This is a genomic window from Micromonospora sp. CA-259024 (assembly GCF_050936255.1).
In the GTDB taxonomy this organism is placed as follows: Bacteria; Actinomycetota; Actinomycetes; order Mycobacteriales; family Micromonosporaceae; genus Micromonospora.
Genome location: NZ_JBNJND010000001.1, coordinates 3,926,798 through 3,950,205, shown reverse-complemented (window position 1 = coordinate 3,950,205; position 23,408 = coordinate 3,926,798). Strand labels below are relative to the sequence as shown.

Sequence of the window (23,408 nt, the reverse complement as noted above, 5' to 3'; positions counted from 1 at the left end):
CTTATAACCTCCTAGTTCAATAACTAGATGGTTATATCGCGGGGTGGGTGTCACCGTCAATCACCTCGACAGCATGGAAGGCCCCGGCGAACCGCCGGGGCCTTCCATGGGAACCGGGTGCGTCAGCAGGCGTACGCCTCCAGGCGCTGGGCTCGCTCCGGGGCGCGCAGCTTCAGCAGCGTCACCTTCTCGATCTGCCGGATCCGCTCCCGGGACAGGCCGAACTCCCGACCGACCTCGTCCAGAGTGCGCTGCCGGCCGTCGTCCAGACCGAACCGGAGCCGGATGACCGCCTGCTCCCGCTGGGACAGGGTGGCCAGCACGATGCTGACCTCGTTGCGCAGCTCACCCTGCGCGGCCGCGTCGCCCGGCTCGGTGCGCGGGTCCACGGCGGCCACGAAGTCGCCGAGCGCGCTCTCGCCGTCGTCGCCGACGGCCTGGTCCAGGCTGACCGGCTCCCGGTCGTAGGAGATCAGCTCGATGACCTGAATCTCGGGGATCTCCAGTGCGCGGGCGACCTCGGCGACCGTGGGTTCGCGGCCCAGCGTCACCGCCAGCTCGCGGCGGGCCCGCACCATCCGGTTGACCTGCTCGACCATGTGCACCGGGATGCGGATGGTGCGGGCCTGGTCGGCCATCGCGCGGGTGATCGCCTGGCGGATCCACCAGGTGGCGTACGTGGAGAACTTGTAGCCCTTGGCATAGTCGAACTTCTCCACCGCGCGGATCAGGCCGAGGTTGCCCTCCTGGATCAGGTCGAGAAAGGCCATCCCGCGGCCGGTGTAGCGCTTGGCGATGCTGACCACCAGCCGCAGGTTCGCCTCCAACAGGTGGTCCTTGGCCGCCCGGCCCTCCGCGACGATCAGCTCCAGGTCGGTTCGCAGCTCCGGGGAGACCGGGGTGCAGGTGGCCAGCTTCTCGTCGGCGAACAGGCCGGCCTCGATCCGCCGGGCCAGGTCGACCTCCTGCGCCGCCGTCAGCAGCTTCGTCCGGCCGATCCCGTTGAGGTACGCCCGGACCAGGTCAGTGGAGATGCCGCGCTCGTCGGTGGCGTCCAGATCGGCGAGGACCTCGGGGGCCCCGTCGGTGTCGGTCGTGGTGGCCGGGCGCGTCCGGTGTTCCGTCATCTGCAGGACCATCTCTGTCTCTCCCCGTGTCCACGTCTGTGCCGTGTCTCCGGCCCGGTGGTGCCGGTGTGAGACACAGCTTGGCGGGCGGGGCGTAAAACGGGAGTGAGGCGATCGGGCACCCGACAGGAATTGGATCGGATCGCTGGTGCGGTGTGTCGTCCCGATGTGTGGTTGCCCGCCCCGGCTACGTTGCGGACGGTCGACCACCCGGGTCGGCGGGGACATGAGATGGGGGACGGTGTGGTCTTCAAGCGGCTCATGAAGGCGATGGGGGTTGGCGGCCCGTCGGTGGAGACGGCGCTGGCCAACCCGAACAGCCGCCCGGGCGGCCAGCTGGAGGGCCGCATCCAGGTGGTTGGCGGTGACCACCAGGTCGACATCGACCACGTGACGCTCGGCCTGGTCACCCGGGTCGAGGTGGAGAGCGGCGACAACAACTACGACACCACCCAGGAGTTCCACCGCCAGCAGGTCACCGGCGCGTTCCGCCTTGAGCCAGGGCAGCGCTACGACATCCCGTTCCGCTTCGACGTGCCGTGGGAGACACCGGTCACCGAGCTGTACGGGCAGCACCTGCACGGCATGACGATGGGCCTGCGTACCGAGTTGGAGGTCGCCCGCGCGGTCGACAAGGGTGACCTGGACGCCGTGTCGGTGCACCCGCTGCCGGCGCAGGAGCGACTGCTGGACGCGTTACTGCGACTGGGCTTCCGGTTCGCGCGCGCCGATGTGGAGCGTGGTCACATCTACGGCGTACGGCAGACGTTGCCGTTCTACCAGGAGATCGAGTTCAGCCCGGCACCGCAGTACGCCCGCTCGATCAACCAGTTGGAGGTCACCTTCATCGCCGATGCGCGGCAGATGCAGGTCGTGCTGGAGGTCGACAAGCGTGGCGGTGTCTTCACCGAGGGGCGGGACGCCTTCGGCCGGTTCACGGTCGACCACGCCACCGCCGAGCGCACCGACTGGTCCACCGAACTCGACAACTGGCTCCGCCAGTCCCTGTCCCGCCGAGGCCTCTTCTCCTAACCCCCGGATTCCTCCGCTGATCAAGAGGTTTCCGTCACGCCAACGGCGAATTCTGACGCGAACCTCTTGATCAACTCTGCAAAGGCGGGGTGGGGTGGGGCTAGAGGTCTAGGAGGAGGGTGCGGGGGCCGATGTTGACGCTCTCGACCAGCATGTGGGCGCGGAAGCGACCCGTCTCGACCTTGGCGCCCCGCTCGCGCAGGGTCTCGACGACCGCCGTCACCAGCGGCTCGGCCACCTCGGCCGGGGCGGCGGCGGTCCAGCTCGGACGGCGGCCCTTGCGGGCGTCGCCGTAGAGGGTGAACTGGCTGACCACCAGGATCGGCGCACCGGTGTCGGCGGCGGACCGCTCGTCGTCCAGGATGCGCAGCTCGTGCACCTTGCGGGCCATCGTCCGAGCGGTCTCCGGGGTGTCGGTGTGGGTCACCCCGAGCAGCACCAGCAGTCCGTCCTCGATCGCACCGACCACCTCGTCGTCCACTGTCACGCTGGCCCGCCCGACGGTCTGCACCACCGCCCGCATCAGGCGGTCACCGGCTCGATGAAGCCGCGCTCCACCAGGTGCGCCACGATCGGGCCCGCTGCCTCCGCCATCTCGTCGGGCTCCACGTCGTGTGCCGCGGCGAGCAGGGCGAGTTGGTCGCGCAGCGGCAGCCGGCCGTCGGCGCCACCGACCAGCGCCAGCACCAGCGGGTCGATCTCCTCGGTCCAGCGCAGGCCGTGCGGCATCGCGAGGACCTGCCGGTCCACCGCCCAGCCCTCCTCGCCCATGGTGGCCTCCTGCCGCAGCTGAAGGCCCTCGGCAGCCCGGTAGCGCTCGGCCAGCAGCCCATCGGTGTCGCGTACCCGTAGGAAGTCCTGTCGGTCGAACCAGGCGGCGATCTGGTCGCCCAGCGGCGGCTGCACCCGCTGGCGCAGATCCTCCACGCGAACCACCGGGTCGGCGTGTCCACCCCGGCGCAGCGACACGATGCCGAAGCCGATCCCCTCCACCTTGTGCGCGTCGAACCAGTCCAGCCAGGCGGCCATCCGCTGCGGGTCGGCGGTCTCGCCGACGTCGGTGAGCCACAGGTCGACGTACGCCATCGGGTCGGCCACCTCGCGCTGGATCACCCAGGCGTCCAGGCCGGTCCCGGCGAACCAGCCGGCCACCCGCTCGTCCCACTCCTCACCGGCGACGTGCACCCAGTTCGCCAGGTACTGCATGGTGCCGCCCTCGGTGAGCAGGCCGGGGGCGGCGGCTGCCAGTTCGGCGCCGATCGCGTCACCGACCCTGCCGGAGTCGCGGTAGACGTGCGTGGTGGTGCCCGGGCCGACCACGAACGGCGGGTTGCTCACCACCAGGTCGAACCGCCGGCCGGCCACCGGCGCGACCAGGTCGCCGCGCAGCAACTCCCAGTCCTGGCCGTTGAGGGCGGCGGTGGTCGCGGCGAAGCGCAGCGCCCGGTCGGAGAGGTCGGTGGCGGTCACGGACCTGGCGTGGGTGGCCAGGTGCAGGGCCTGGACGCCGGAGCCGGTGCCGACGTCCAGCGCGGTGTCGACCGGCCGGCGCATGGTCGCGTTGATCAGTGTCTGGGTGGCCCCGCCGATGCCGAGGACGTGCTCGGCATGCAACGGTCGGCCCGGCCGCGCGCTGGCCGAGACGTCGGCGAGCACCCACCAGTCGTCGCCGTACGGCTCCAGGTCGACGCCGGCGCGCAGGCCGTCGCCGGACCGCTCGACCAGCCCGCCGGCCAGCGCCTCCTCCAGACTCAGCGGCGCCAGCGCGGCGGCCACCGCCGCCTCCGGCTCAATCTGGTCGCAGATGAACACCCGGATCAGGGTGCCGAGCGGATCGCCGTCCTCGGTGGCGCGTAACGCGGCCCGATAGTCGTTGCGGGCGACCGCGGCGGTGGCCTGCGCGCCCAGCCTCTCGGCGATGCCGTTGCTGGTGAACCCGGTCCGGGTCAGCGCGGCTCGCAGCGCGTCGATGCCGGCGGGGGAGAGCAGCATGTCGTGTTCGTCCACGCCGCCATCCTGCCTCCCGTCACGCCCCGGGGCGGCACCACCCGCCGCAAGACGTCGGAGCGTCGGTGTCCGCCCGGGTCGGCACGCCAGGCAGGATGTCCGCATGACGCTTGTGCTGCCCATCGACCCGGAGGCCAACCAGCTGCTGGAACGCAGCCCGCTGGCCCTGCTCCTCGGCATGGTCCTCGACCAGCAGGTGCCGATGGAGAAGGCGTTCTCGTCGCCGTACGTGCTGGCGCAGCGGCTCGGCCATGACCTGGACGCGGCGGAGCTGGCCGGGTACGACCCGGAGGCCCTGGTCGCGCTCTTCGCCCAGCCGCCCGCGCTGCACCGGTTTCCGAAGGCCATGGCGGCCCGGGTGCAGGAGGTCTGCCAGGTGCTGGTGGAGCGCTACGACGGTGACGCGGCGCTGCTCTGGGCCGAGGTCGCCGACGGGCCGGAGCTGCTGCGCCGGGTCTCCGCGCTGCCCGGCTTCGGCAAGCAGAAGGCACAGATCTTCGTGGCCCTGCTCGGCAAGCGGTTCGGGGTGACCCCGCAGGACTGGCGGAAGGCGGCCGGAGACTACGGCGACCCGGGCGCGTACCGGTCGGTGGCCGACGTCACCGACGCCGATTCGCTGCGTCGGGTGCGGGAGTTCAAGCAGCAGATGAAGGCGGCAGCCAAGGCGAAGACCACCGGCGGCTGACGCGACCGACCCGGTGAGGGCTGCCGCTCAGGCGGCGGTGGGGTGCGCCAGCGAGGCCAGCGCGCGCCGGACGTCGGCCAGCGAGACCGTCGCGGAGTCGTCCAGGTCGGCCAGGCCGGCCTCGATCCACTGACGCATCAGGGTGGTGACCCCGATGCCCCGGGCGTCGGCGGCGGCCCGCACCCGCTCGTAGGTCTCCAGCGGCAGCCGGACTGATCGGCTCACCATCGGCACGTCGGTGTCGGGGGTGGGGAGATCCACCGCCGGGCTCTCATCGATCAGCTCGGCGATCCGGTCGTCGCCGCTGTGGAACTGCTTGGTCGCGTCGTTACGGTGCATCGTCACGGCCTCCTCATCGGCGAGATCTCCGCACGGCCTCGTCGTAGCGCTTGGACTCGGCGTCGCTCAGCTCGCGAGCGGAGAGGATGTCCCAGTCGTTGTCGGTGCCATCGGCCTCGGCGAGCAGCACCGCCAGTCGGCGGCCCCGACGGGCGGCGGCGTAGACCACCATCACGTCGTCACCCAGGTGGCGGATGACCCGGCGAGCGCTGTGCAGCGCCTCCCAGACTTCCCCGGGCGTGACGTCGTAGACCCTCAGGTTGGCCAACGCCTCGTCGGTGAAGCTGAACCTGCTGCCCACGTCCCGGAGCGTACCACGGACGTAACACGCACCGGGATGAGTCGAATTTCGCTGATCACGGTCGTGCGGTGACAGGATGAGGCGTATTCCCCTCGAGGAGGTCCATGGTGAAGCGTCAGGCGTACCAGCCGATTCTGATCACCGACGCCTCGCGCAGCCAGGACGATCAGCTCACCAGCCGCCAGCGCCGTTATGTCCTGATGATGGGCATCCGGGTGGCGTGCATCATCGTCGGCGCGATCCTGGTCGGTGTGAACGCCCCACTGCTCTGGCTCTGGCTGCCGCTGTGCGGCCTCGGCATGGTGCTCATCCCCTGGCTGGCCGTGCTGCTGGCGAACGACCGGCCGCCGAAGGAGCAGCACCGGCTGGCCAACCGGTTCCACTCCCGCCAGCAGGACGACACCCCGCCGATGAGCCTCGCCGCCGAGGAGCGGCCGCACAAGGTCATCGACGTCGAACCCTGACCCGCGAACGGGCCAGGGTTCGACCGGTCACGACTGTGGCCGTGCGCCGACGGTGGAGACGGCCAGTGCCCCCAGGTCGGTGGCGCGGCTCAGCGCCGCGGTCGGGGTGGCACCGGCGAGCCAGGCGGTGAGCAGGCCGGCCGCGAAGGCGTCGCCCGCCCCCGTGACGTCCACCACCGCCACCCGGCGGTCCGAATCCGCGCAGACCACCGAGGTGCGGTCGACCCAGACCGCGCCCGCCGCGCCGCGCTTGACCACGACCCGCCGGGCCGTCGCCGACAGCGCCCGCCCCTGCGCCGCCGGGTCCAGCCCGCCGGCCAGCGCCGTGGCCTCGTCCGCGTTGACCAGCAGCAGGTCGACGTCGCGTACCCAACTCAGGAAGGCCGCTGCGCCCACCCGCCGCAGCGGCGCCGCGGAGGCCGCGTCGACGCTGGTGGTGAGCCCGCGCTCGCGGGCGGCGGCCAACGCCCGCAGCCCCGCGCCGCGCGACCCGGCGTCCAACAGGGTGTACGCGGACAGGTGGAGATGCCCAGCGTCGGGCACCGCCGCGAGGGCCCGCTCGACGTGCGCGGCGCCCAGCCGCAGGTTCGCGCCCCGCTGGCTGACCATGGTGCGCTCGCCGTCGGTGGCCAACACGATCACCGTTCCGGTCGGGACGCCCTCGATCCGCTCGACCGCGCAGTCGACACCTGCCCGCTCGAGCTCGGCCACCCGGACCCGCCCCGCGTCGTCGTCACCGACGGCGCCGACGAGCGTGACGTCCACCCGCTGCGCGGCGATCCAGGCGGCGGTGTTGGCCGCCTGACCACCGCCGCCGAGACTGATCTCGGCCCCGGTGTCCGAGCCGGCCGCGAGCGGCCCGGACAGCACGGCGACCACATCGGTGATCACGTCTCCGACGACGACCACCCGGGCCGGTCGGGTCATGCCGGGGCGGCGGTGGTGCGGGCCGCCGCGGCGACCGCGATCCGCGCGGCCAGGTCGGCGTTGCGCAGGATGATCCGGACGTTCACCGCCAGGCTCGCGCCCTCGGTGGCCGAGTGGAAGTGCGCGAGCAGGTACGGGGTGACGGCCTTCCCGGTGATCCCGTCCCGCTCCAGCAGGGCCAGGCCGTCGGCGAGCGTCCGGTCGTGCAGATCCGGGTCGAGCTGCTCGTCGACCGGCAGCGGGTTGGCGACGAGCAGCCCGCCGGTGTGCAGGGCGTGCTCGTCCCTCGCGGCGAGCACGGCGGCGACCTGCTCGGGCGAGTCCACCGACCAGTCCAGGTCGAAGCCGGCGTCGGTGAGGTAGAAGCCGGGGAAGCGGCGGGTGCGGTAACCGAGCACGGCGACCCCGAGGGTCTCCAGGCGCTCCAGCGTCGCGCCCACGTCGAGGATCGACTTGACCCCGGCGCAGACCACCGCGATCGGGGTCTGGGCGAGGGTGATCAGGTCCGCCGACTCGTCGAAGGTGTGCGTGGCCTCCCGGTGCACCCCGCCCAGCCCGCCCGTGGCGAACACCCCGATCCCGGCAGCGGCGGCCACCGCGCTGGTCGCGGCCACCGTGGTCGCGCCGTCGGCGCCGGTCGCCGCCGCCACGGCGAGGTCGCGCACGGAGAGCTTGGTCACTCCGTCGACGGTGGCGAGCCGGGTCAGCTGTGCGTCGTCCAGGCCGACCACCAGCTCGCCGCCGATCATCCCGATCGTCGCCGGGACGGCCCCGGCGCCCCGGACCGCCTGCTCGATCTCCCTGGCCACCCGCAGGTTCTCCGGCCGGGGCAGGCCGTGCGAGACGATGGTGCTCTCCAGGGCGACGACGGGCCGGCCGTCGCGCAGGGCTTCGGCGACCTCGGTGCCGTAGCTGATGCGAAAGTCAGTCACACGGGCACGGTACGGGGTGGGGCCTCGGTCGGCCTCAAGTGGACCCGGCCGTGATGACCTGCCAAACTTGACCGTTGGAGGTGCACACGTGAGCACAGAGGTTCTCGAGCGTCCGGAGCTGAAGGACGCCGACACCGGTCCCGAGATGTTCCACTACGTCCGCAAGGAGAAGATCGCCGAGAGTGCCGTCATGGGCACCTTCGTCGTCGCGCTCTGCGGCGAGACCTTCCCGGTCACCAAGGCGGCCAAGCCGGGTTCGCCGGTCTGCCCGAAGTGCAAGGAGATCTACGACTCGTACCGCGAGTGAACCTCGGCCGGGGTCCCGGCCAGCGACGTAGCCTGCGGCGGTGACCACCTCCACCGCCCTGCTCCTCGCTGACCTGCTCGGGGTCGCGGTGTTCGCCGCATCCGGGGCGTCGGCGGCGGTGGCCAAGCGGCTGGACCTGTTCGGTGTCGCGTTTGTCGGCTTCGTGGCTGCTCTCGGCGGTGGGATCTTCCGGGACCTGGTCATCGACGAGGTGCCGCCGCTGGCGTTCGCGGACTGGCGGTACGCGGCCACGGCCGCGATCACCGCACTCGCCGTCTTCTGGCTGCACCCACAACTGGCCCGACTGCGCACCACCGTCCTGGTGCTGGACGCGGCGGGCCTGGCGCTGTTCACCGTGACCGGCACGCTCAAGGCGCTCGACGCCCGGGTGCCGGCGGTCGGCGCCTGCCTGATCGGCATGCTCACCGCGATCGGCGGCGGCCTCGGCCGGGATCTGCTCACCGCCGAGATCCCCGTCGTGCTACGCCGGGAGATCTACGCGCTGGCGGCGTTGGCCGGCTCGGTCATGGTGGCGCTGCTGTACGTCACCGGGCAGACCGGGCCCGTGCCGCTCACCGCCGCCGCTGTCCTGGTCTTCGGGCTGCGCCTGATCGCTTTGCGTCGGCGCTGGTCCGCCCCGGTGGCGACGCTGCGCCCGCCGCGTACCGGTGGGGCGGATCCGCGCACCGACCGGGAGTGGTGAGACCGCCCGGACGGGGTGGTTGATGTGACCAGCGTGGCGTCGCCTGGGCCGTGGGGCCCGCGCTGGTTATGCTGAGTCGGCCTTCGCGGCAGCTTCTGCGCGGAGGCGTTTTCATGGGCGGCGGTACTCGTGGCCCTCGCCCGGGGTCCGCCGTCGTGCGGTCGGAGAGGAGCTTCGCGTGGCAGCCCGGACGCCGGTGCTCGAGACGTTCCCGGCACTACGTGCCTGGCAGCGCAAGGCCCTGGTGGAGTACCTGCGCCGGCGTACCGAGGACTTCACCGCGGTCGCCACGCCCGGCGCCGGCAAGACCACCTTCGCCCTGCGGATCGCGGCCGAGCTGCTCGGTGACGGCACCGTGGAGGCGGTCACCGTGGTCGCCCCGACCGAACACCTGAAGAACCAGTGGGCCGAGGCCGCCGCCCGGGTGGGTATTCAGCTCGACGCCGCGTTCCGCAACGCCGACGTGCACTCCGCGGCCGACTTCCACGGCGCGGTGGTCACCTACGCCCAGGTGGGGATGGCCCCCCAGGTGCACCGGCGACGCACCATGACGCGACGCACCCTGGTCATCCTCGACGAGATCCACCACGCCGGCGACTCCCGGTCCTGGGGTGACGGGGTCAAGGCCGCCTTCGAGCCCGCCGTACGCCGGCTGATGCTCACCGGGACACCGTTCCGCTCCGATGACAACCCGATCCCGTTCGTCAGCTACGAGCGGGGCGGAGACGGGCTGCTGCGCTCCCGCGCCGACTCGGTGTACGGCTACTCCGACGCGCTGCGCGACGGGGTGGTCCGGCCCGTGCTCTTCCTGGCGTACTCCGGGGAGACCCGCTGGCGGACCAACGCGGGGGAGGAGTTGGCCGCCCGCCTGGGCGAGCCGATGACCCAGGATCTGGTGGCGCAGGCGTGGCGCACCGCCCTGGACCCGGCCGGGGACTGGATGCCGCAGGTGCTGCGGGCCGCCGACGCCCGACTCACCGTGCTGCGGAACGCGGGTATGGCCGATGCCGGTGGTCTGATCATCGCCACCGACCAGCAGACCGCCCGCTCGTACGCGAAGCTGATCGAGCAGGTGACCGGCGAGAAGGCCACCGTGGTGCTCTCCGACGACCTGGGCGCGTCCGCCCGGATCGCGACGTTCGCGGCGTCCGACCAGCGGTGGCTGGTCGCGGTGCGGATGGTGTCCGAGGGGGTCGACATCCCGCGACTCGCGGTCGGGGTCTACGCCACCAGCGCCAGCACGCCGCTCTACTTCGCCCAGGCGATCGGCCGGTTCGTGCGGGCCCGCCGGCCCGGGGAGACCGCGTCGGTCTTCCTGCCCAGCGTGCCGCACCTGCTCGGGCTGGCCAGCGAGATGGAGACCGAGCGGGACCACGTGCTCGGCAAACCCAAGGAATCCGACGGTTTCGACGACGACCTGCTGGAACGGGCGCAGCGCGACGATCAGGCCAGCGGAGAGTTGGAGAAGCGGTTCGCCGCGCTCTCGGCCACCGCCGAGCTGGATCAGGTGATCTTCGACGGGGCGTCGTTCGGCACCGCGGCCCAGGCGGGCACCCCCGAGGAAGAGGAATACCTCGGCCTGCCCGGCCTGCTCACCGCCGACCAGGTCTCCCTGCTCCTGACGAAGCGGCAGGCCGAACAACTCGCCGCCCAGCGCCGCCGTACCGCCGAGCGGGCCGCTCAGCCGGCCGGTGCGCCCACCGTGGCGCCACCCGCACCCATGAGTGCCGCTCAGCGTCGAGTGGCACTCAGGCGCCAACTGAACGCTCTGGTGGCCGCCCGACACCACCGCACCGGCCAGCCACACGGCAAGATCCACGCCGAGTTGCGCCGACTCTGCGGTGGCCCTCCGAGCGCCCAGGCCACCATCGAGCAGCTCGAGGAACGCATCGCCACCGTGCAGACCCTCTAGACCCGCCCACCCCACCGGCGAGCAGCGTGCGGAAAGCATCGTCACAACGCAGCCCTCTGGGCCCGCCCACCTCAAACGGCACCATCCGACGCACGTGGGCTCGGACCAAGCGGCTCGGACCAAGCGGCGCTGACCGGGCCGGGCGGCGCTGCGCCTCGGGTGACCTGCGTCCGCGCTTGGGGTGGCGTGCCCGTGCTTGGGGTGACCTGCGTCCGCGCTTGCGGCGTGATCCACTCGGCTTCTTCCAAACTGCGGTGTCCGAGCGAGGTGGAAGGCCCGACTTCAGCGAAACCGAGTGGTTCACGGGGGTGTGTCCTGGGCGGCACCGGAGATTGCCTGCCCAGGACGCCGCGGATGCCCTCTGCGGGGCGCATGGCACGGGGCGCGCGGCGCGGGTATCGGGCAGAGAAAAGCCGGCCGGAGACACCCTCGGGGTGCCTCCGGCCGGCTATGTCGGTTTGCGGATTTAGTTCGCCATCAGATCGGCGCCACGCCAGCTGAAATCGGGCTCCGTTGCGAACCGCTCGGTGATCTTCACGAGATCCTCCGCGTACTTGTTCGCGTGGTGCCCGCAGAACACCAGCTCGCTCCCACCCGCCAGAGTGATCCGGAGCTTCCCGGCAGCATTGCAGCGGTCGCACCGTTCATCGGCGGCTGGGGGCGCCACCGTCTCGGGCGGCGGCGTGAGGGTCGGGGTCATCGCCTTCCTCCTCTGGTCGTCACCGATGAACAATCTCTTCGGTCGTTGCTCACCTATCGTGCAACACCCTTGCTCGGCACTGCCTTCCCTGTGTGCCCGCGGGGGACCGAGGTCACACCTGGCAGGGACAGTGTGCCGTGCATCCAGGGTGCCACGTCAACGATCACATTCGTGCATCCGGACGATCACCATCTGGTGTTGCACACCAGGTGGTCAAAACGACACGTTCGGTTGACGAAACCCGCTCAGTCCAGGTAATCCCGGAGGACCTGCGACCGGGACGGGTGACGCAGCTTGGACATCGTCTTGGACTCGATCTGCCGGATCCGCTCCCGGGTCACCCCGTAGACCTGGCCGATCTCGTCCAGCGTCCGCGGCTGGCCGTCGGTCAGGCCGAAGCGCAGGCGTACCACACCCGCCTCACGCTCGGAGAGCGTCTGCAGCACCTGCTGGAGCTGGTCCTGCAGGAGCGAGAACGAGACCGCGTCGACCGCGACCACGGCTTCGGAATCCTCGATGAAGTCACCGAGCTGGCTGTCGCCCTCGTCACCGATGGTCTGGTCCAGAGAGATGGGCTCCCGGGCGTACTGCTGGATCTCCAGCACCTTCTCCGGTGTGATGTCCATCTCCTTGGCCAGCTCCTCCGGAGTGGGCTCGCGGCCCAGATCCTGGAGCAGCTCGCGCTGTATGCGGCCAAGCTTGTTGATGACCTCGACCATGTGCACCGGGATGCGGATGGTGCGGGCCTGGTCGGCCATCGCGCGGGTGATCGCCTGGCGGATCCACCAGGTGGCGTACGTGGAGAACTTGTAGCCCTTGGTGTAGTCGAACTTCTCCACCGCGCGGATCAGGCCGAGGTTGCCCTCCTGGATCAGGTCGAGGAAGGCCATGCCGCGCCCCGTGTACCGCTTGGCCAGCGACACCACCAGTCGGAGGTTCGCCTCCAGGAGGTGGTTCTTGGCCCGCTCGCCGTCACGGGAGATCCAGCCCAGGTCACGGACCATCTCCCGGACGAGCTTCTCCTCGCCCTCGTCGGCCGCACGCAGCCGCTCGGCGGCGTACAGCCCGGCCTCGATCCGCTTGGCCAGCTCCACCTCCTGCTCGGCGTTGAGCAGCGGAACCTTGCCGATCTGCTTCAGGTACGCGCGGACCGAGTCGGCGGAGGCGGTCAGCTCGGCGTCCCGCCGGGCCTGCTTGAGGGCCTCGGACTCCTCGTCGTCCCACTCGAAGTCGTTGTCGGTCGCCGAGGCGGCGGCGTCGGTCTCGGCGGCCTGGGCCAGCTCGGCCGGCTCCTCGACCACCACGTCCTCGATCGCGGCGGCCAGCTCCTCCGGGTCGATCTCGCCCTCGGCGCCCTCGCCCTTGGCCTTGCCGGTGGCCTTGGTCGGCTTGGCGCCGGCAGCGGCGGCAACCGTCGCCTTGGTGGCCCGGGTCGACCGGGTTGCCTTCGCGGGCGTCGCCGCCGCGGCGGTGCTGCCGGTGGCCTTGGCCGCGGCCACCTTCCGAGGAGCGGGCGTCGACGGCGCGTCGTCGGATGCGGGCGCCTGCTTCGGGGCCGGCGCGGCGGCCTTCTTGGTGGTCTTGGCGGTGGTGGCCCGGGACGCCGGCGTGGTCGAGCGGGCGGCGGCGACACGGCGGCGAGTGCTCGCCGAGCCGTCCACCACTACGGTCACTCCCGCCTCGGAGAGCGCCCGCAGGATCTTCTTGGCCTGGGCCGGAGTCACCTCGGCGGACTCGACGGTGCGCGCGAGCTGGGCCGACGTGAGCTGACCACCGGCGCTCTGCGCGTGGGCGATCAGGGTGTCGGTGAGCGAGCGAACGTCGGCGCCGGTCTGGCGGGGTTCTGTCACGAATGACCTTCCGGAGGCGAAGAGCGGGCACGGCCGGGTCGTCCGGCACAGCGTGGGGCAACCGGGCCGGGCGATGTGGTTGAGGGACCCTCGTGTCGCGGACCGGCCGGGGGTCGGCGGTCCGTGGCGCGTGGGCAGGGGTGAATTGTAACGCCGTCTGCGGCGATCATCCTGCGCCGCACTGCGTAACGGCGGTGGGACCGCCGATTCGGCGCTGATGTGGACTTTGTAAGGATGATACTCGCGCGTGACCCGGAACACCCCGGTCGCGCGGGAAGGGGACGTTGGGATGGACCGTTCGGCGCCGTCACCACTGGAACTTTTGGCGATCGCCCTCGACGTTACCCGCGACGCGGCCGCCACCGCGTATCGGATGCGTGTCGAGGGCGTGTCGGTGGCGGCGACCAAGAGCACGGTCACCGACGTGGTCACCGCGGCCGACCGGGCGGTCGAGCGGCAGGTGCTCGACGCGCTGAAGCGGGTACGGCCCGACGACGCGGTGCTCGGCGAGGAGTACGGCACGGTGGACACCGGGCCGGTCGCGTCGGGCGGCGTGCGCTGGATCGTCGACCCCATCGACGGCACCGTCAACTACCTGTACGGGCTGCCGTACAGCGCGGTGTCGCTGGCCGCGGAGGTGGACGGGGTGGTGGTCGCCGGCGTGGTGCGCAACGTGAGCACCGGCGAGGAGTGGACCGCCACGGCCGGCGGTGGCGCCTGGCGCGACGGAATCCGGCTGCGCTGCTCCGGCGAGGCCGACCTGGGGCAGGCGCTGGTCGGCACGGGCTTCGGCTACGACGCGGCCCGCCGCGCGCACCAGGCGCAGGTGGTGGCGGGGCTGATCGCACACGTACGGGACATCCGCCGGCTCGGCGCGGCCGCGCTGGACCTCTGCCTGGTCGCGGAGGGCCGGCTCGACGCGTACTTCGAGAAGGGTCTCGCCGCCTGGGACCTGGCGGCCGGCGGGCTGGTGGCCGCCGAGGCGGGTGTGCGGGTCGCCGGCCTGGCCGGTGGGCCGCCGGGGCCGGACCTGGTGGTCGCGGCCCCGCCCGCGCTCTTCGCGCCACTGCACGACCGGCTGGCCGCGCTGGACGCCGCCGGCGGCCCCTGACCGGTCGACCCGGCGGTGGGGCGGACCGGCTACGCCGTCACTTGGCGACCGGGGACGGGCAGGAGCCCTTGGGTGCCCGTGGCGCGCCGATGTCACCGAGGGACTGGTTGACCTCGGTCGTGGTGGCGAGCTGCTGGAAGCCGTTGCCCAACACCACGTCCACGACGTCGTCGGTGCGCTTCTCGTCGTAGCCCGGCACGGCGTTGTTGAGGAAGTACGCCTGCAGCAGGTGCGCGGAGCCGACACCCTTCGGGCCGTACCGCAGGACCGCCACGTCGTCGATCCCCTTGGGGGCGTTGCCGACCTTCTTGACCTGGAACTTGCGGTTGCGGAAGTCGTCCGCGACGCTGCCGGCCCGGCCGGGCTCGTCGGTCGCGTTCAACACATTGATCTTGACGTCCTTGGGCTCGTGCAGGGTCACGTCGGCCAGCGGCCAACCGTCCGGGCAGCCCTCGGCCGTGCCTGCCTTCCCCTGGCTGTCCCGGACGATCGCGGTGACCACGAATGCCAGGGCCAGCACCCCCAGCAGGCCGACGACGACGAGTGCTCGCACTCGCGCAAAACTCATCTGGGCGCTCCCGGGACATCAGGTGGGTGGCGGCGGCCGGCAACGATCGGACTGGCCGCCGGCCGTCGAATACGCCGCTGAGGTTAACGGTTGTCCGGCCGTCGCGTGGAAACAGCCCGACATGCCGGCGCGCCGACCGCGAACCGGGTACTACTACCCCTATCTTCGTGTCGCCTGAATCACATTGGGAACAACTTCGCGTGCGGGGGCGTACATCTCAGCCGCAAGGGCGGTATACATGCCTCGCCCAAGGGGGGGTAAGGTTCCGCGCTCGCAGGGGAGTCGCCCCAGCGAGCTCGACCCGTTCGGTCCTCGGGTCGGGTGCCCGACACAAGTGGTGGCCGGCCAGCGGAACCGAAACAGCGTCGTCCGGCGTTACAACCGGAAGCGACAACATCGATATGGGAGAGTGACAACCGATGGCCACCGACTACGACGCCCCGCGTCGCGACGAGGTCGACCTCGGCGAGGACAGCCTGGAAGAGCTCAAGGCACGGCGCGTCGACTCACAGTCGGGCGCGGTGGACGTCGACGAGGCCGAGGTGGCCGAGAGCTTTGAGCTGCCCGGTGCCGATCTGGCCGACGAGGAGCTCACGGTCAAGGTGCTTCCGATGCAGCAGGACGAGTTCCGGTGCGCCCGCTGCTTCCTGGTCCACCACCGTAGCCAGCTGGCAGTCGAGCGTAACGGCGAGCTGATCTGCCGCGAGTGCGTCTGACATTCACGACACCGGCGGCGGCTCCCTGAACGGGGCCGCCGCTGCCGGTGTAGGCATGCGGCAGCGGTGGGTACCTGCTTGACTCGTAGCGGGTAGCCACAGCACCGGGAGGTCCGAGCCATGAGCGATCGAGGCGGCACCACCGAGGGCGGCACGGACAAACTCGGTGCCACCGAGGGTGGCACGGATGACCTCGGCGCCACCGTCGCGGCGTTGACCGCGGACGACATCGCGCCGGCCCGACGCCGTCAACTGCTGACCCGCATGGTTGGTCAGGCCCGTGCCCGGGGCATCTCCGACCTGTTCAAACCCCGCGCCGCCGTGCGCTGGATGGTCGACACCGTCGCGGAGATCGCCCCGCACGTACCTGTGCGGGACCGGGACACCCTGCGCCGGCACTTCCCCGGCCTGGACGACGACGCCCTGGCCGACAGGCTGATCCGCAACGCGTCCCGGACCACCGCCGCGATCGGCGCGGCCGGCGGAGGAGTCGCCGCCGTCGAGTGGACGGTCGCCCCGACCCTGCTCTCCGCTCCGGTACTGCTCGCCGCCGAGACCGTCGCCGTGGTGGCGGTGGAGCTGAAGCTGGTCGGTGAGCTGCACGAGCTCCACGGTGTGGCGCTGCCGAGCGGCAGCAGCCAACGGGCGGTCGCCCTGGTGCACTCCTGGGCCACCCAGCGCGGGGTCAACCCGATGGTGCCCGGCGTGGGGGTGGGCGCGGTGCTCGGCACCGCCGCCCGCAAGGAACTGCGCGACATGCTGCTGCGGCGTTTCGGCCGCAACCTCACCACGCTCGGCCCGTTCCTGACCGGCGCGGCGGTGGCCAGCTTCCTCAACCGCCGGGCCACGCAGCAGATGGCCGGCCAGCTTCAGGTCGACCTGCGCAGACGGGGCATCGCCCGGCCCGCGCCGCCGCAGGCCCTGCCGGGCCCGCCGACCGGCACCTGACGGCCGCCCACGGCGCGATCAGGCCGGGTCGCCGGCCGCCCGGTCGACGCGCGGGCGGATGGCGTCCCGCGCGGTCAGCACCGCGTCGGCCAGCTCGACCGGGTGTCGCGTGCTCACCACCCAGAACGGGGTCGGATCGGCCGGATCGTCGAGCACCACCTGCACGGCGCCGCTGACCCACGGTCGCTGCACCACGAAGGCGAGCGGGTCCGCACCAACCCCGAGCACCTCACGGCGACCGGCCACGTCCAGTGGCACCACGTCGGCCACGAAGCGCACCGGCAGGCGGGCGTCGTCCACCAGCAGCTCGGAGTCGGTGACCGCGACCCGGACCCGGCCCAGCCACCACAACCCGACCGCGGTGAGCGGCAGCAGCACCGCGAACGGCAGCCAGGCGCGGACGCCGGAGGCGCCCATCCAGATCTCGGCGGCCAGCAGCGCGGCGGCCAGCAGCGCGACCAGCCACAGCCACCACGGAAGATCCAGCCGTTCGGCGTACGCCGTGCGGGCGGCGACCGGCGGCTGATCGGCGGACGGGGAGGGCGACATGCTCACTCCTGCGAGGGTACGGCGCACGGCGGCTCGGCGAACCGGCAGGATGGCAGGGTCACCCCGAGAACCGGACAGGAGAGGGGACCCGTGACCGACGTCGTACCCGTGCCCGTACAGCTGCTCGACTCCGAGCTGCCGCTGCCCACGTACGCCCACCCCGGCGACGCCGGGGCCGACCTGGTGGCGGCCGCCGACGTGGAGCTGCCACCCGGTGGCCGCGCCCTGGTGCCCACCGGCGTCGCCATCGCCCTGCCGGAGGGGTACGTGGGCCTGGTCCACCCCCGCTCCGGTCTGGCCGCCAGGCTCGGCGTGACGGTGCTCAACGCGCCCGGTACGGTCGACGCCGGCTACCGGGGTGAGATCCTGGTCAACCTGATCAACCATGATCGGGATGTGCCGGCGAAGATCTCCCGCGGCGACCGGATCGCGCAACTCGTGGTCCAGCGGGTCGCACGGGCGCGGTTCGAACCGGTGGCCGAGCTGCCCGCGTCCCGGCGCGGGACCGGTGGGCACGGGTCCACCGGTGGGCACGCCGGGCTGGTGCCGTCGCCGGCGGGCCAGGACCGGGTCGAGCAGCGGCCAGACGAGCCGGGCCGCGGGCGGACGGAAGAGGTGGCAGGGTGAGTGTGAACAGCGGAGGGTGGGCGCAGTGATCTTCTCCCGAAAGCGGGTCGACGCCGAGCGGGGCACCCGCGACGAGCGGGCCGCCGAGGTCCCCGACCAGGGCGACGCGGCGCCGGCGCTGGTGCGCGGCCCGTACGACATCTCCGAGAGCTACGCCGACGTGCAGCGGCTCGACCTGGGTAGCCTGCACATCCCGGCGATCGCCGAGGTGGAGGTGCGGGTGCAGGCCGACCCGCAGGGCGTGATCCAGCAGGTGGTGCTGGTGCACGGGGACAACGCTCTCCAGCTGGGTGTCTTCGCCGCCCCCCGGTCCGAGGGGATCTGGGACGAGGTGCGCGAGGAGATCCGCCAGTCGCTGCTCCGCGATGGGGCGAGCGCGCAGGAGGTCGAGGGCGAGTACGGCCCGGAGCTGCACGCCCAGGTGGGTACCCCGGACGGTCCGACGAACCTGCGGTTCGTCGGCGTCGACGGGCCGCGCTGGATGGTCCGCGGTGTGTTCCAGGGCCCGGTGGCCACCGATCCGGCCGCGGCCGGGCCGCTCGTCGAGTGCCTGGACGGCCTGGTGGTCGACCGTGGCCAGGAAGCGAAGCCGGTCCGGGAGCCGCTGCCGCTGCGGCTGCCCCGGGAGATCGCGGACCAGGCCGAGGCCGGCGCCGACGCCGCCGAGCCGCGCCAGGTCTGACCCGCGCGCACCGGCCCGCCGGAACCAGCCCCGTCGGCGTACGCTGGCGGCACGGTTCCGGCGCCGCCGGGGCCGGCCGGGTTCGGCGAGCGTGGAGAGGGTGACGCGGAGGTCATGACGACCGACGAGAGCCGGGTGTCGCTGCGGCGGATCCTGCAACGGTTCACCGCCAGCGAGGCCGAGATCGACGCGCAGGAGCTGCGCCGGGAGAGCGCCGAGTGCGGCGGCATCCCGGCCCAGCAGTGCTCCCGGGGTCAGCTGGTCTCGGTCGCTGGCCGGCTGCGCACGGTGGTCTACACGCCGCGCACCAATTTGCCCACCCTCGAGGCCGACCTGTACGACGGCACCGACGTGGTCACCCTGGTCTGGTTGGGTCGACGGCACATCGCCGGGATCGAGCCGGGCCGGCACCTGACCGCCCGTGGCCGGGTGGCGGTGCGTGACGACCACAAGGTCATCTACAACCCCTACTACGAGCTGGACTTGCCGAAGTGAGGGCGCTGCGAACGGAAGGCCGGCGATGACGACGGGACAGGACCGGGCGGCACAGCCGGAGACCGGCCCCGAGGACGAGGAGCGACTGCCGACGATCGCCGAGCAGATGGCCGATCAGCTCGGCGGCTGGCGAGGGCTGGTCGAGTCCAGCATCCCGGTCGTGGTCTTCGTCATCGCCAACATCATCGGCGAGCTGCGGCCGGCGGTGATCGCCTCGGTCGCGGTCGCGCTGCTGATCGCCGGGCTGCGGCTGGCCCAGCGCCGGCCGATCCGGCACGCCGTCAACGGGCTGTTCGGCGTCGGCGTCGGGGCGGCCATCGCCTGGCGCACCGGCGACGAACGGGACTTCTACCTCCCCGGCATCCTCTACGGCATCGGCTACGGCATCGCTCTGCTGGTCTCGGCGGCCATCCGGCAGCCGCTGGTGGGCTGGATCTGGTCGGTGCTCGTCGCCAAGGGCCGCTCGGAGTGGCGGCACGACCCGAAGCTGGTGCGCACCTTCACCCAGCTGACCGTGCTCTGGGGGGTGGTCTGGCTGGCCAAGGTGGGCGTGCAGGCCGGTCTCTACCTGGCCCACCAGGACACGGCGCTGGGCCTGGCCCGGCTGGTCCTGGGCTACCCGCCGTACGCGCTGCTGCTGCTGATCACGGTGTGGACGGTGCGCCGGGTCACCCGGGAGCCACAGCCCACCCCGCTGCCCGGCGCCTGAGCGGCGCTGGGCCACCCGGCCACCCGGCCGCCCAGCGCGCGTCCGCCCGGCTCAGCGTGACCCGCGGGTCCGCTCGACGCTGTCCGGCCCGAGGATCACCGCACGGACCTGGTCCTCCACCTCGGCGGTGCAGACGAAGACCAACTCGTCGCCGGCCTCGATCGGGTCGTCCGGGCTGGGCACCAGGACCCGCTTGCCGCGCAGGATCGCCACCAGCGCGGCGTCGCGGGGCAGCGGCACCGCGTGGATCGGCTGACCGACGTAGGGCGCGGTCGGCGGCAGGGTGATCTCGACCAGGTTCGCCTCGCCCTGCCGGAAGGTCATCAACCGGACCAGGTCGCCGACGGTGACCGCCTCCTCGACCAGCGCGGCCATGACCCGCGGCTTGCTCACCGCGACGTCCACGCCCCACTGCTCGGTGAACAGCCACTCGTTCTCGGCCCGGTTGACCCGGGCGACCACGCGGGGCACCGCGAACTCGGTCTTGGCCAACAGTGAGAGCACCAGGTTGACCTTGTCGTCGCCGGTCGCCGCGACCACCACGTCGCACCCGGCGACGTTGGCCTCCTCAAGGCTGGCCAGCTCGCACGCGTCGGCCAGCACCCACTCGGCGGCCGGCACCCGGTCAGGGCGCAGCATCTTGGGTTGGCGTTCGATCAGCATCACCTGGTGGCCGTTGTCGATCAGCTCCTGGGCGATCGAGCGGCCCACGTTGCCCGCACCCGCGATGGCGACCCGCATGGCTCACTGCCCCCCTTCCGGCGGCGTCGCCGCCACCGACGTGACCGTCGCCACGATGTCATCGCTGACCAGCATGAACACCTGGTCACCCTCCTGCACGACGGTGGAGCCGGTGGGCAGCGTGCCGATGCCGAAGCGGATCAGGTAGGCCACCCGCGCGCCGGCCGCGTCCTCCAGCGTGCGTACCGACCGGCCAATCCACTCCTTGTGCACCGGCACCTCGACGATCGACACAGTGCTCGTGGGGTCGCGGAAGATCTCCACGTTGCCCTCCGGCACCAGGTGCCGCAGCATCCGGTCGGCCGTCCAGCGCACGGTCGCCACGGTGGGGATGCCCAGCCGCTCGTAGACCTGCGCCCGGCGCTGGTCGTAGATGCGGGCGGCGACCCGGGACACGCCGAACGTCTCGCGGGCCAGCCGAGCCGAGATGATGTTGGAGTTGTCACCGCTCGACACCGCCGCGAAGGCGTCCGCGCGCTCGATGCCGGCCTCTCGCAGCACCTCACCGTCGAAGCCGGCCCCGGTCACCGTGATCCCGGCGAAGTCGGGGCCGAGCCGACGGAAGGCGTCGGCGTCCTGGTCGATCACCGCCACCGAGTGCCCTCGGGACTCCAGGCTGTGGGCGAGGGTCGACCCGACCCGGCCACACCCCATGATCACGACGTGCACGCTGTCCCTCCCAAGGTGCGTACCGCTCCCGCTGCCGGTGGCCTTCCGAGTGCGAGCCTGCCACGTCCCGGTGGGGAGCGGGGACCGACCGTACCCCGTCGTGCCAAACGGCCGAGATCGCCCACCCCCGCGCTCCCGCCACGGTGGTCGTACTCTTGGCGTTCGTGGCCAGTCCCACCTCGCTGTTGAAGCGACTGCTCCTCGGTCGACCGTTCCGGTCCGACCGACTGCAGCACACCCTCCTGCCGAAGCGCATCGCGCTGCCCGTGTTCGCCTCCGACGCGCTGTCCAGCGTCGCGTACGCGCCCGATGAGATCCTGCTGACCCTCTCCATCGCCGGAGCCTCGGCGTACGTCTTCTCGCCATGGATCGCGCTGGCGGTGGTCGTGGTCATGCTGACCGTGGTGGCCAGCTACCGGCAGAACGTGCACGCCTACCCCTCGGGCGGTGGCGACTACGAGGTGGCCACGGTCAACCTGGGCCCGAAGTTCGGTGTCGGCGTGGCCAGCGCCCTGCTCGTCGACTACGTGCTCACGGTGGCGGTGTCGGTCTCCTCCGGGGTGGCCAACCTCGGCTCGGTGGTGCCGTTCGTAGCCACCCACAAGGTCATGATCGCGGTGATCGCGGTGGTCCTGCTGACCGCGGTCAACCTGCGCGGGCTGCGCGAGTCGGGCACCGCGTTCGCCATCCCCACCTACGGCTTCGTGATCGTGATGGGCGGAATGCTGCTCACCGGGCTGGTCCGGGTCTTCGTGCTGGGCGACGAACTCCGCGCGCCGAGCGCCGACCTGGTGATCCAGGCAGAGCACAGCGTGACCGGTTTCGCGCTGATCTTCCTGCTGCTACGGACGTTCAGCTCGGGCGCCGCCGCGCTCACCGGAGTCGAGGCGATCTCCAACGGCGTGCCGGCGTTCAAGGCGCCGAAGAGCCGCAACGCGGCCACCACGCTGCTGCTCCTGGGTGCGATCGCGGTGAGCCTGCTCGTCGGGATCATCTGGCTGGCCCGGCTGACCCACCTGCAGTTCGTCGAGGACCCGGCCCTCCAGATCGTCTCCGGCCCCGAGGGGTACGTGCAGAAGACCGTCACCACCCAGCTCGGCGAGACGGTCTTCGGCTCCGGCTCGATCCTGCTCTACGTCGTGGCCGGGATGACCGCGCTGATCCTGTTCCTGGCCGCGAACACCGCGTTCAACGGCTTCCCGGTGCTCGGCTCGATCCTCGCGCAGGACCGTTACCTGCCCCGGCAGTTCCACACCCGCGGCGACCGGCTGGCGTTCTCCAACGGCATCGTCTTCCTCGCCCTCTTCGCGATCGTGCTGATCGTCGGCTTCCAGGCCGAGGTGACCCGGCTCATCCAGCTCTACATCGTCGGCGTCTTCGTCTCGTTCACCGTCTCCCAGGCCGGCATGATCCGGCACTGGAACCGGCACCTGCGAACCGAGCGGGACCCGGAGGCACGCCGCCGGATGTACCGTTCCCGGGCCATCAACACGTTCGGCACGGGCCTGACCGGCACGGTGCTGGTGATCGTGCTGGTCACCAAGTTCCTGCTCGGCGCCTGGATCGCGATCGCCGCGATGGCGGTGATCTACGTGCTGATGCTGGCCATCCGTGGGCACTACGACCGGGTCGCCCGGGAGTTGACCCCGCCGGACGAGGGGCGCGCCGTGCTGCCCGCCCGCAACCACGCGATCGTGCTGGTCAGCAAGCTGCACCAGCCGACCCTGCGAGCCATCGCGTACGCCCGCGCCACCCGGCCGGACACGCTCACCGCGGTGACCGTGAACGTGGACGAGAAGGACACCCGGGACCTGCAGGCCGACTGGGAGCGGCGGGAGATGGCCATCCCGCTCACCGTGATCGACTCGCCGTACCGGGAGATCACCCGACCGATCCTGGACTTCGTCGCCTCCACCCGCCGCAAGTCGCCCCGGGACGTGGTCACCGTCTTCATCCCCGAGTACGTGGTCGGCCGCTGGTGGGAGAACCTGCTGCACAACCAGAGCGCCCTGCGCCTCAAGGGCCGGCTGCTCTTCGAACCGGGGGTGATGGTGGTCAGCGTGCCGTGGCAGCTCGCGTCGACAGCGAGCAAGAACCTGGACCGGCTGGACGCCATGCTGTCCCGGACCCCGGCGCGGGGGCCGCGGGGCGCGGTGCCACCGCTGGTCGCCGCCCCGCCGGTGGTCTCCGCCCCGTCGCCCGGCGAGGGTGGTCCGGTGGACAGCGGAACAGCGGGGAACGGCCGTGACTGAGCCGGGCGGGCAGGGGACCGCGACGCCCTCGGCACCCTCGGCACCCTCGGCACCC

At 71.8% G+C, this 23,408-nt stretch carries 27 protein-coding genes; 14 read left to right on the top strand and 13 right to left on the bottom strand.

The window, feature by feature from the left end; genetic code table 11:
- Positions 1-122: 122 nt before the first annotated feature.
- Positions 123-1,139, bottom strand: a complete 1,017-nt coding sequence (gene sigB / locus ACQEUX_RS17455; RefSeq protein WP_433048490.1) for an RNA polymerase sigma factor SigB — start codon at positions 1,137-1,139, stop codon at positions 123-125.
- Between the two features lie 231 nt (positions 1,140-1,370).
- Here sigB and ACQEUX_RS17450 point away from each other — a divergent pair, with 231 nt between their 5' ends.
- Positions 1,371-2,159, top strand: coding sequence for a sporulation protein (locus ACQEUX_RS17450; protein ID WP_433049929.1), 789 nt, complete (start codon positions 1,371-1,373; stop codon positions 2,157-2,159).
- A gap of 100 nt (positions 2,160-2,259) precedes the next feature.
- Here ACQEUX_RS17450 and dtd read toward each other — a convergent pair whose 3' ends face one another.
- Positions 2,260-2,682 carry a D-aminoacyl-tRNA deacylase gene (dtd, locus tag ACQEUX_RS17445; protein ID WP_433048487.1) on the bottom strand — a complete coding sequence of 141 codons (423 nt, stop codon included), beginning with the start codon at positions 2,680-2,682 and terminating at the stop codon, positions 2,260-2,262.
- Positions 2,682-4,166, bottom strand: a complete 1,485-nt coding sequence (locus ACQEUX_RS17440; protein ID WP_433048484.1) for a DUF7059 domain-containing protein — start codon at positions 4,164-4,166, stop codon at positions 2,682-2,684. Before ACQEUX_RS17440 ends, dtd begins: the two co-directional genes overlap by 1 nt.
- A gap of 103 nt (positions 4,167-4,269) precedes the next feature.
- Between ACQEUX_RS17440 and ACQEUX_RS17435 the strand changes: the two genes are divergently transcribed.
- Entirely contained in the window at positions 4,270-4,851 is a 582-nt protein-coding gene (locus ACQEUX_RS17435; RefSeq protein ID WP_433048481.1) for an HhH-GPD-type base excision DNA repair protein, read from the top strand.
- A gap of 27 nt (positions 4,852-4,878) precedes the next feature.
- Here ACQEUX_RS17435 and ACQEUX_RS17430 read toward each other — a convergent pair whose 3' ends face one another.
- Positions 4,879-5,190, bottom strand: a complete 312-nt coding sequence (locus ACQEUX_RS17430; RefSeq protein WP_074318058.1) for a hypothetical protein — start codon at positions 5,188-5,190, stop codon at positions 4,879-4,881.
- 13 nt (positions 5,191-5,203) lie between these two features.
- Positions 5,204-5,491: a hypothetical protein gene (locus ACQEUX_RS17425; RefSeq protein WP_088946797.1), complete on the bottom strand. Its 288-nt coding sequence runs from the start codon at positions 5,489-5,491 to the stop codon at positions 5,204-5,206.
- Between the two features lie 104 nt (positions 5,492-5,595).
- Here ACQEUX_RS17425 and ACQEUX_RS17420 point away from each other — a divergent pair, with 104 nt between their 5' ends.
- Positions 5,596-5,955, top strand: a complete 360-nt coding sequence (locus ACQEUX_RS17420; protein ID WP_433048477.1) for a DUF3099 domain-containing protein — start codon at positions 5,596-5,598, stop codon at positions 5,953-5,955.
- A 27-nt stretch (positions 5,956-5,982) separates the two neighbouring features.
- On the opposite strand, the gene ACQEUX_RS17415 is transcribed toward ACQEUX_RS17420, so the two are convergent.
- Both ACQEUX_RS17415 and ACQEUX_RS17410 read right to left on the bottom strand, forming a co-directional pair.
- Positions 5,983-6,882 (bottom strand): carbohydrate kinase family protein, encoded by a 900-nt coding sequence (locus ACQEUX_RS17415; RefSeq protein ID WP_433048474.1) that lies wholly within the window; start codon positions 6,880-6,882, stop codon positions 5,983-5,985.
- A complete protein-coding gene (locus ACQEUX_RS17410) occupies positions 6,879-7,814 on the bottom strand; it encodes a pseudouridine-5'-phosphate glycosidase (RefSeq protein WP_433048471.1) in 936 nt (311 codons plus the stop codon). Before ACQEUX_RS17410 ends, ACQEUX_RS17415 begins: the two co-directional genes overlap by 4 nt.
- A gap of 88 nt (positions 7,815-7,902) precedes the next feature.
- Between ACQEUX_RS17410 and ACQEUX_RS17405 the strand changes: the two genes are divergently transcribed.
- The 3 genes from ACQEUX_RS17405 (at position 7,903) to ACQEUX_RS17395 (ending at position 10,736) form a co-directional block, all read left to right on the top strand.
- The gene (locus ACQEUX_RS17405) at positions 7,903-8,121 is read left to right on the top strand and encodes a DUF3039 domain-containing protein (protein WP_007456912.1); all 219 of its coding nucleotides are present in this window, start codon (positions 7,903-7,905) and stop codon (positions 8,119-8,121) included.
- 40 nt (positions 8,122-8,161) lie between these two features.
- Positions 8,162-8,824, top strand: a complete 663-nt coding sequence (locus ACQEUX_RS17400; protein WP_433048467.1) for a trimeric intracellular cation channel family protein — start codon at positions 8,162-8,164, stop codon at positions 8,822-8,824.
- Positions 8,825-9,002: 178 nt separating this feature from the next.
- Positions 9,003-10,736, top strand: coding sequence for a DEAD/DEAH box helicase (locus ACQEUX_RS17395; protein ID WP_433048464.1), 1,734 nt, complete (start codon positions 9,003-9,005; stop codon positions 10,734-10,736).
- A 466-nt stretch (positions 10,737-11,202) separates the two neighbouring features.
- Here the strand turns inward: ACQEUX_RS17395 and ACQEUX_RS17390 are convergent, their stop codons facing one another.
- The gene (locus ACQEUX_RS17390; RefSeq protein WP_030337431.1) at positions 11,203-11,436 is read right to left on the bottom strand and encodes a DUF7455 domain-containing protein; all 234 of its coding nucleotides are present in this window, start codon (positions 11,434-11,436) and stop codon (positions 11,203-11,205) included.
- 245 nt (positions 11,437-11,681) lie between these two features.
- Positions 11,682-13,286, bottom strand: a complete 1,605-nt coding sequence (locus tag ACQEUX_RS17385; RefSeq protein ID WP_433048460.1) for an RNA polymerase sigma factor — start codon at positions 13,284-13,286, stop codon at positions 11,682-11,684.
- A 289-nt stretch (positions 13,287-13,575) separates the two neighbouring features.
- Here ACQEUX_RS17385 and ACQEUX_RS17380 point away from each other — a divergent pair, with 289 nt between their 5' ends.
- The gene (locus ACQEUX_RS17380) at positions 13,576-14,397 is read left to right on the top strand and encodes an inositol monophosphatase family protein (RefSeq protein ID WP_433049925.1); all 822 of its coding nucleotides are present in this window, start codon (positions 13,576-13,578) and stop codon (positions 14,395-14,397) included.
- A gap of 37 nt (positions 14,398-14,434) precedes the next feature.
- Here ACQEUX_RS17380 and ACQEUX_RS17375 read toward each other — a convergent pair whose 3' ends face one another.
- Positions 14,435-14,950, bottom strand: coding sequence for a LytR C-terminal domain-containing protein (locus ACQEUX_RS17375; protein ID WP_433049922.1), 516 nt, complete (start codon positions 14,948-14,950; stop codon positions 14,435-14,437).
- Between the two features lie 434 nt (positions 14,951-15,384).
- On the opposite strand from ACQEUX_RS17375, the gene ACQEUX_RS17370 reads away from it, so the two are divergent.
- On the top strand, positions 15,385-15,681 hold the full coding sequence (locus tag ACQEUX_RS17370; RefSeq protein ID WP_007075406.1) for a DUF4193 domain-containing protein: 297 nt from the start codon (positions 15,385-15,387) through the stop codon (positions 15,679-15,681).
- A gap of 120 nt (positions 15,682-15,801) precedes the next feature.
- Positions 15,802-16,629 (top strand): hypothetical protein, encoded by an 828-nt coding sequence (locus ACQEUX_RS17365; protein WP_433048457.1) that lies wholly within the window; start codon positions 15,802-15,804, stop codon positions 16,627-16,629.
- A gap of 18 nt (positions 16,630-16,647) precedes the next feature.
- Here ACQEUX_RS17365 and ACQEUX_RS17360 read toward each other — a convergent pair whose 3' ends face one another.
- Entirely contained in the window at positions 16,648-17,178 is a 531-nt protein-coding gene (locus ACQEUX_RS17360) for a DUF3093 domain-containing protein (RefSeq protein ID WP_433049919.1), read from the bottom strand.
- Positions 17,179-17,268: 90 nt separating this feature from the next.
- Between ACQEUX_RS17360 and dut the strand changes: the two genes are divergently transcribed.
- The 4 genes from dut to ACQEUX_RS17340 all read left to right on the top strand — a co-directional run bounded on the left by dut (position 17,269) and on the right by ACQEUX_RS17340 (position 19,691).
- Positions 17,269-17,805, top strand: a complete 537-nt coding sequence (gene dut / locus ACQEUX_RS17355) for a dUTP diphosphatase (RefSeq protein ID WP_433048454.1) — start codon at positions 17,269-17,271, stop codon at positions 17,803-17,805.
- A 25-nt stretch (positions 17,806-17,830) separates the two neighbouring features.
- A complete protein-coding gene (locus ACQEUX_RS17350; RefSeq protein WP_433048451.1) occupies positions 17,831-18,487 on the top strand; it encodes a DUF3710 domain-containing protein in 657 nt (218 codons plus the stop codon).
- A gap of 114 nt (positions 18,488-18,601) precedes the next feature.
- A complete protein-coding gene (locus tag ACQEUX_RS17345; RefSeq protein WP_433048448.1) occupies positions 18,602-18,982 on the top strand; it encodes an OB-fold nucleic acid binding domain-containing protein in 381 nt (126 codons plus the stop codon).
- Between the two features lie 25 nt (positions 18,983-19,007).
- Positions 19,008-19,691, top strand: coding sequence for a DUF3159 domain-containing protein (locus tag ACQEUX_RS17340; RefSeq protein ID WP_433048445.1), 684 nt, complete (start codon positions 19,008-19,010; stop codon positions 19,689-19,691).
- Positions 19,692-19,742: 51 nt separating this feature from the next.
- Here ACQEUX_RS17340 and ACQEUX_RS17335 read toward each other — a convergent pair whose 3' ends face one another.
- Both ACQEUX_RS17335 and ACQEUX_RS17330 read right to left on the bottom strand, forming a co-directional pair.
- Positions 19,743-20,432, bottom strand: coding sequence for a potassium channel family protein (locus ACQEUX_RS17335; RefSeq protein WP_433048442.1), 690 nt, complete (start codon positions 20,430-20,432; stop codon positions 19,743-19,745).
- Positions 20,433-20,435: 3 nt separating this feature from the next.
- Complete coding sequence (locus ACQEUX_RS17330) at positions 20,436-21,101, bottom strand: potassium channel family protein (protein WP_433048439.1); 666 nt, start codon at positions 21,099-21,101, stop codon at positions 20,436-20,438.
- A 164-nt stretch (positions 21,102-21,265) separates the two neighbouring features.
- On the opposite strand from ACQEUX_RS17330, the gene ACQEUX_RS17325 reads away from it, so the two are divergent.
- Entirely contained in the window at positions 21,266-23,353 is a 2,088-nt protein-coding gene (locus tag ACQEUX_RS17325) for an APC family permease (protein WP_433048436.1), read from the top strand.
- Positions 23,354-23,408: the final 55 nt, after the last annotated feature.

Excerpts from the sequence above, each read along its gene's own strand:
- sigB (WP_433048490.1), bottom strand. The coding sequence starts at position 1,139 with ATGGTCCTGCAGATGACGGAACACCGGACGCGCCCGGCCACCACGACC.
- dtd (WP_433048487.1), bottom strand. The coding sequence starts at position 2,682 with ATGCGGGCGGTGGTGCAGACCGTCGGGCGGGCCAGCGTGACAGTGGAC.
- ACQEUX_RS17435 (WP_433048481.1), top strand. The coding sequence starts at position 4,270 with ATGACGCTTGTGCTGCCCATCGACCCGGAGGCCAACCAGCTGCTGGAA.
- ACQEUX_RS17430 (WP_074318058.1), bottom strand. The coding sequence starts at position 5,190 with ATGCACCGTAACGACGCGACCAAGCAGTTCCACAGCGGCGACGACCGG.
- ACQEUX_RS17420 (WP_433048477.1), top strand. The coding sequence starts at position 5,596 with ATGGTGAAGCGTCAGGCGTACCAGCCGATTCTGATCACCGACGCCTCG.
- ACQEUX_RS17415 (WP_433048474.1), bottom strand. The coding sequence starts at position 6,882 with ATGACCCGACCGGCCCGGGTGGTCGTCGTCGGAGACGTGATCACCGAT.
- ACQEUX_RS17390 (WP_030337431.1), bottom strand. The coding sequence starts at position 11,436 with ATGACCCCGACCCTCACGCCGCCGCCCGAGACGGTGGCGCCCCCAGCC.
- ACQEUX_RS17380 (WP_433049925.1), top strand. The coding sequence starts at position 13,576 with ATGGACCGTTCGGCGCCGTCACCACTGGAACTTTTGGCGATCGCCCTC.
- ACQEUX_RS17370 (WP_007075406.1), top strand. The coding sequence starts at position 15,385 with ATGGCCACCGACTACGACGCCCCGCGTCGCGACGAGGTCGACCTCGGC.
- ACQEUX_RS17365 (WP_433048457.1), top strand. The coding sequence starts at position 15,802 with ATGAGCGATCGAGGCGGCACCACCGAGGGCGGCACGGACAAACTCGGT.
- ACQEUX_RS17360 (WP_433049919.1), bottom strand. The coding sequence starts at position 17,178 with ATGTCGCCCTCCCCGTCCGCCGATCAGCCGCCGGTCGCCGCCCGCACG.
- ACQEUX_RS17345 (WP_433048448.1), top strand. The coding sequence starts at position 18,602 with ATGACGACCGACGAGAGCCGGGTGTCGCTGCGGCGGATCCTGCAACGG.
- ACQEUX_RS17340 (WP_433048445.1), top strand. The coding sequence starts at position 19,008 with ATGACGACGGGACAGGACCGGGCGGCACAGCCGGAGACCGGCCCCGAG.
- ACQEUX_RS17335 (WP_433048442.1), bottom strand. The coding sequence starts at position 20,432 with ATGCGGGTCGCCATCGCGGGTGCGGGCAACGTGGGCCGCTCGATCGCC.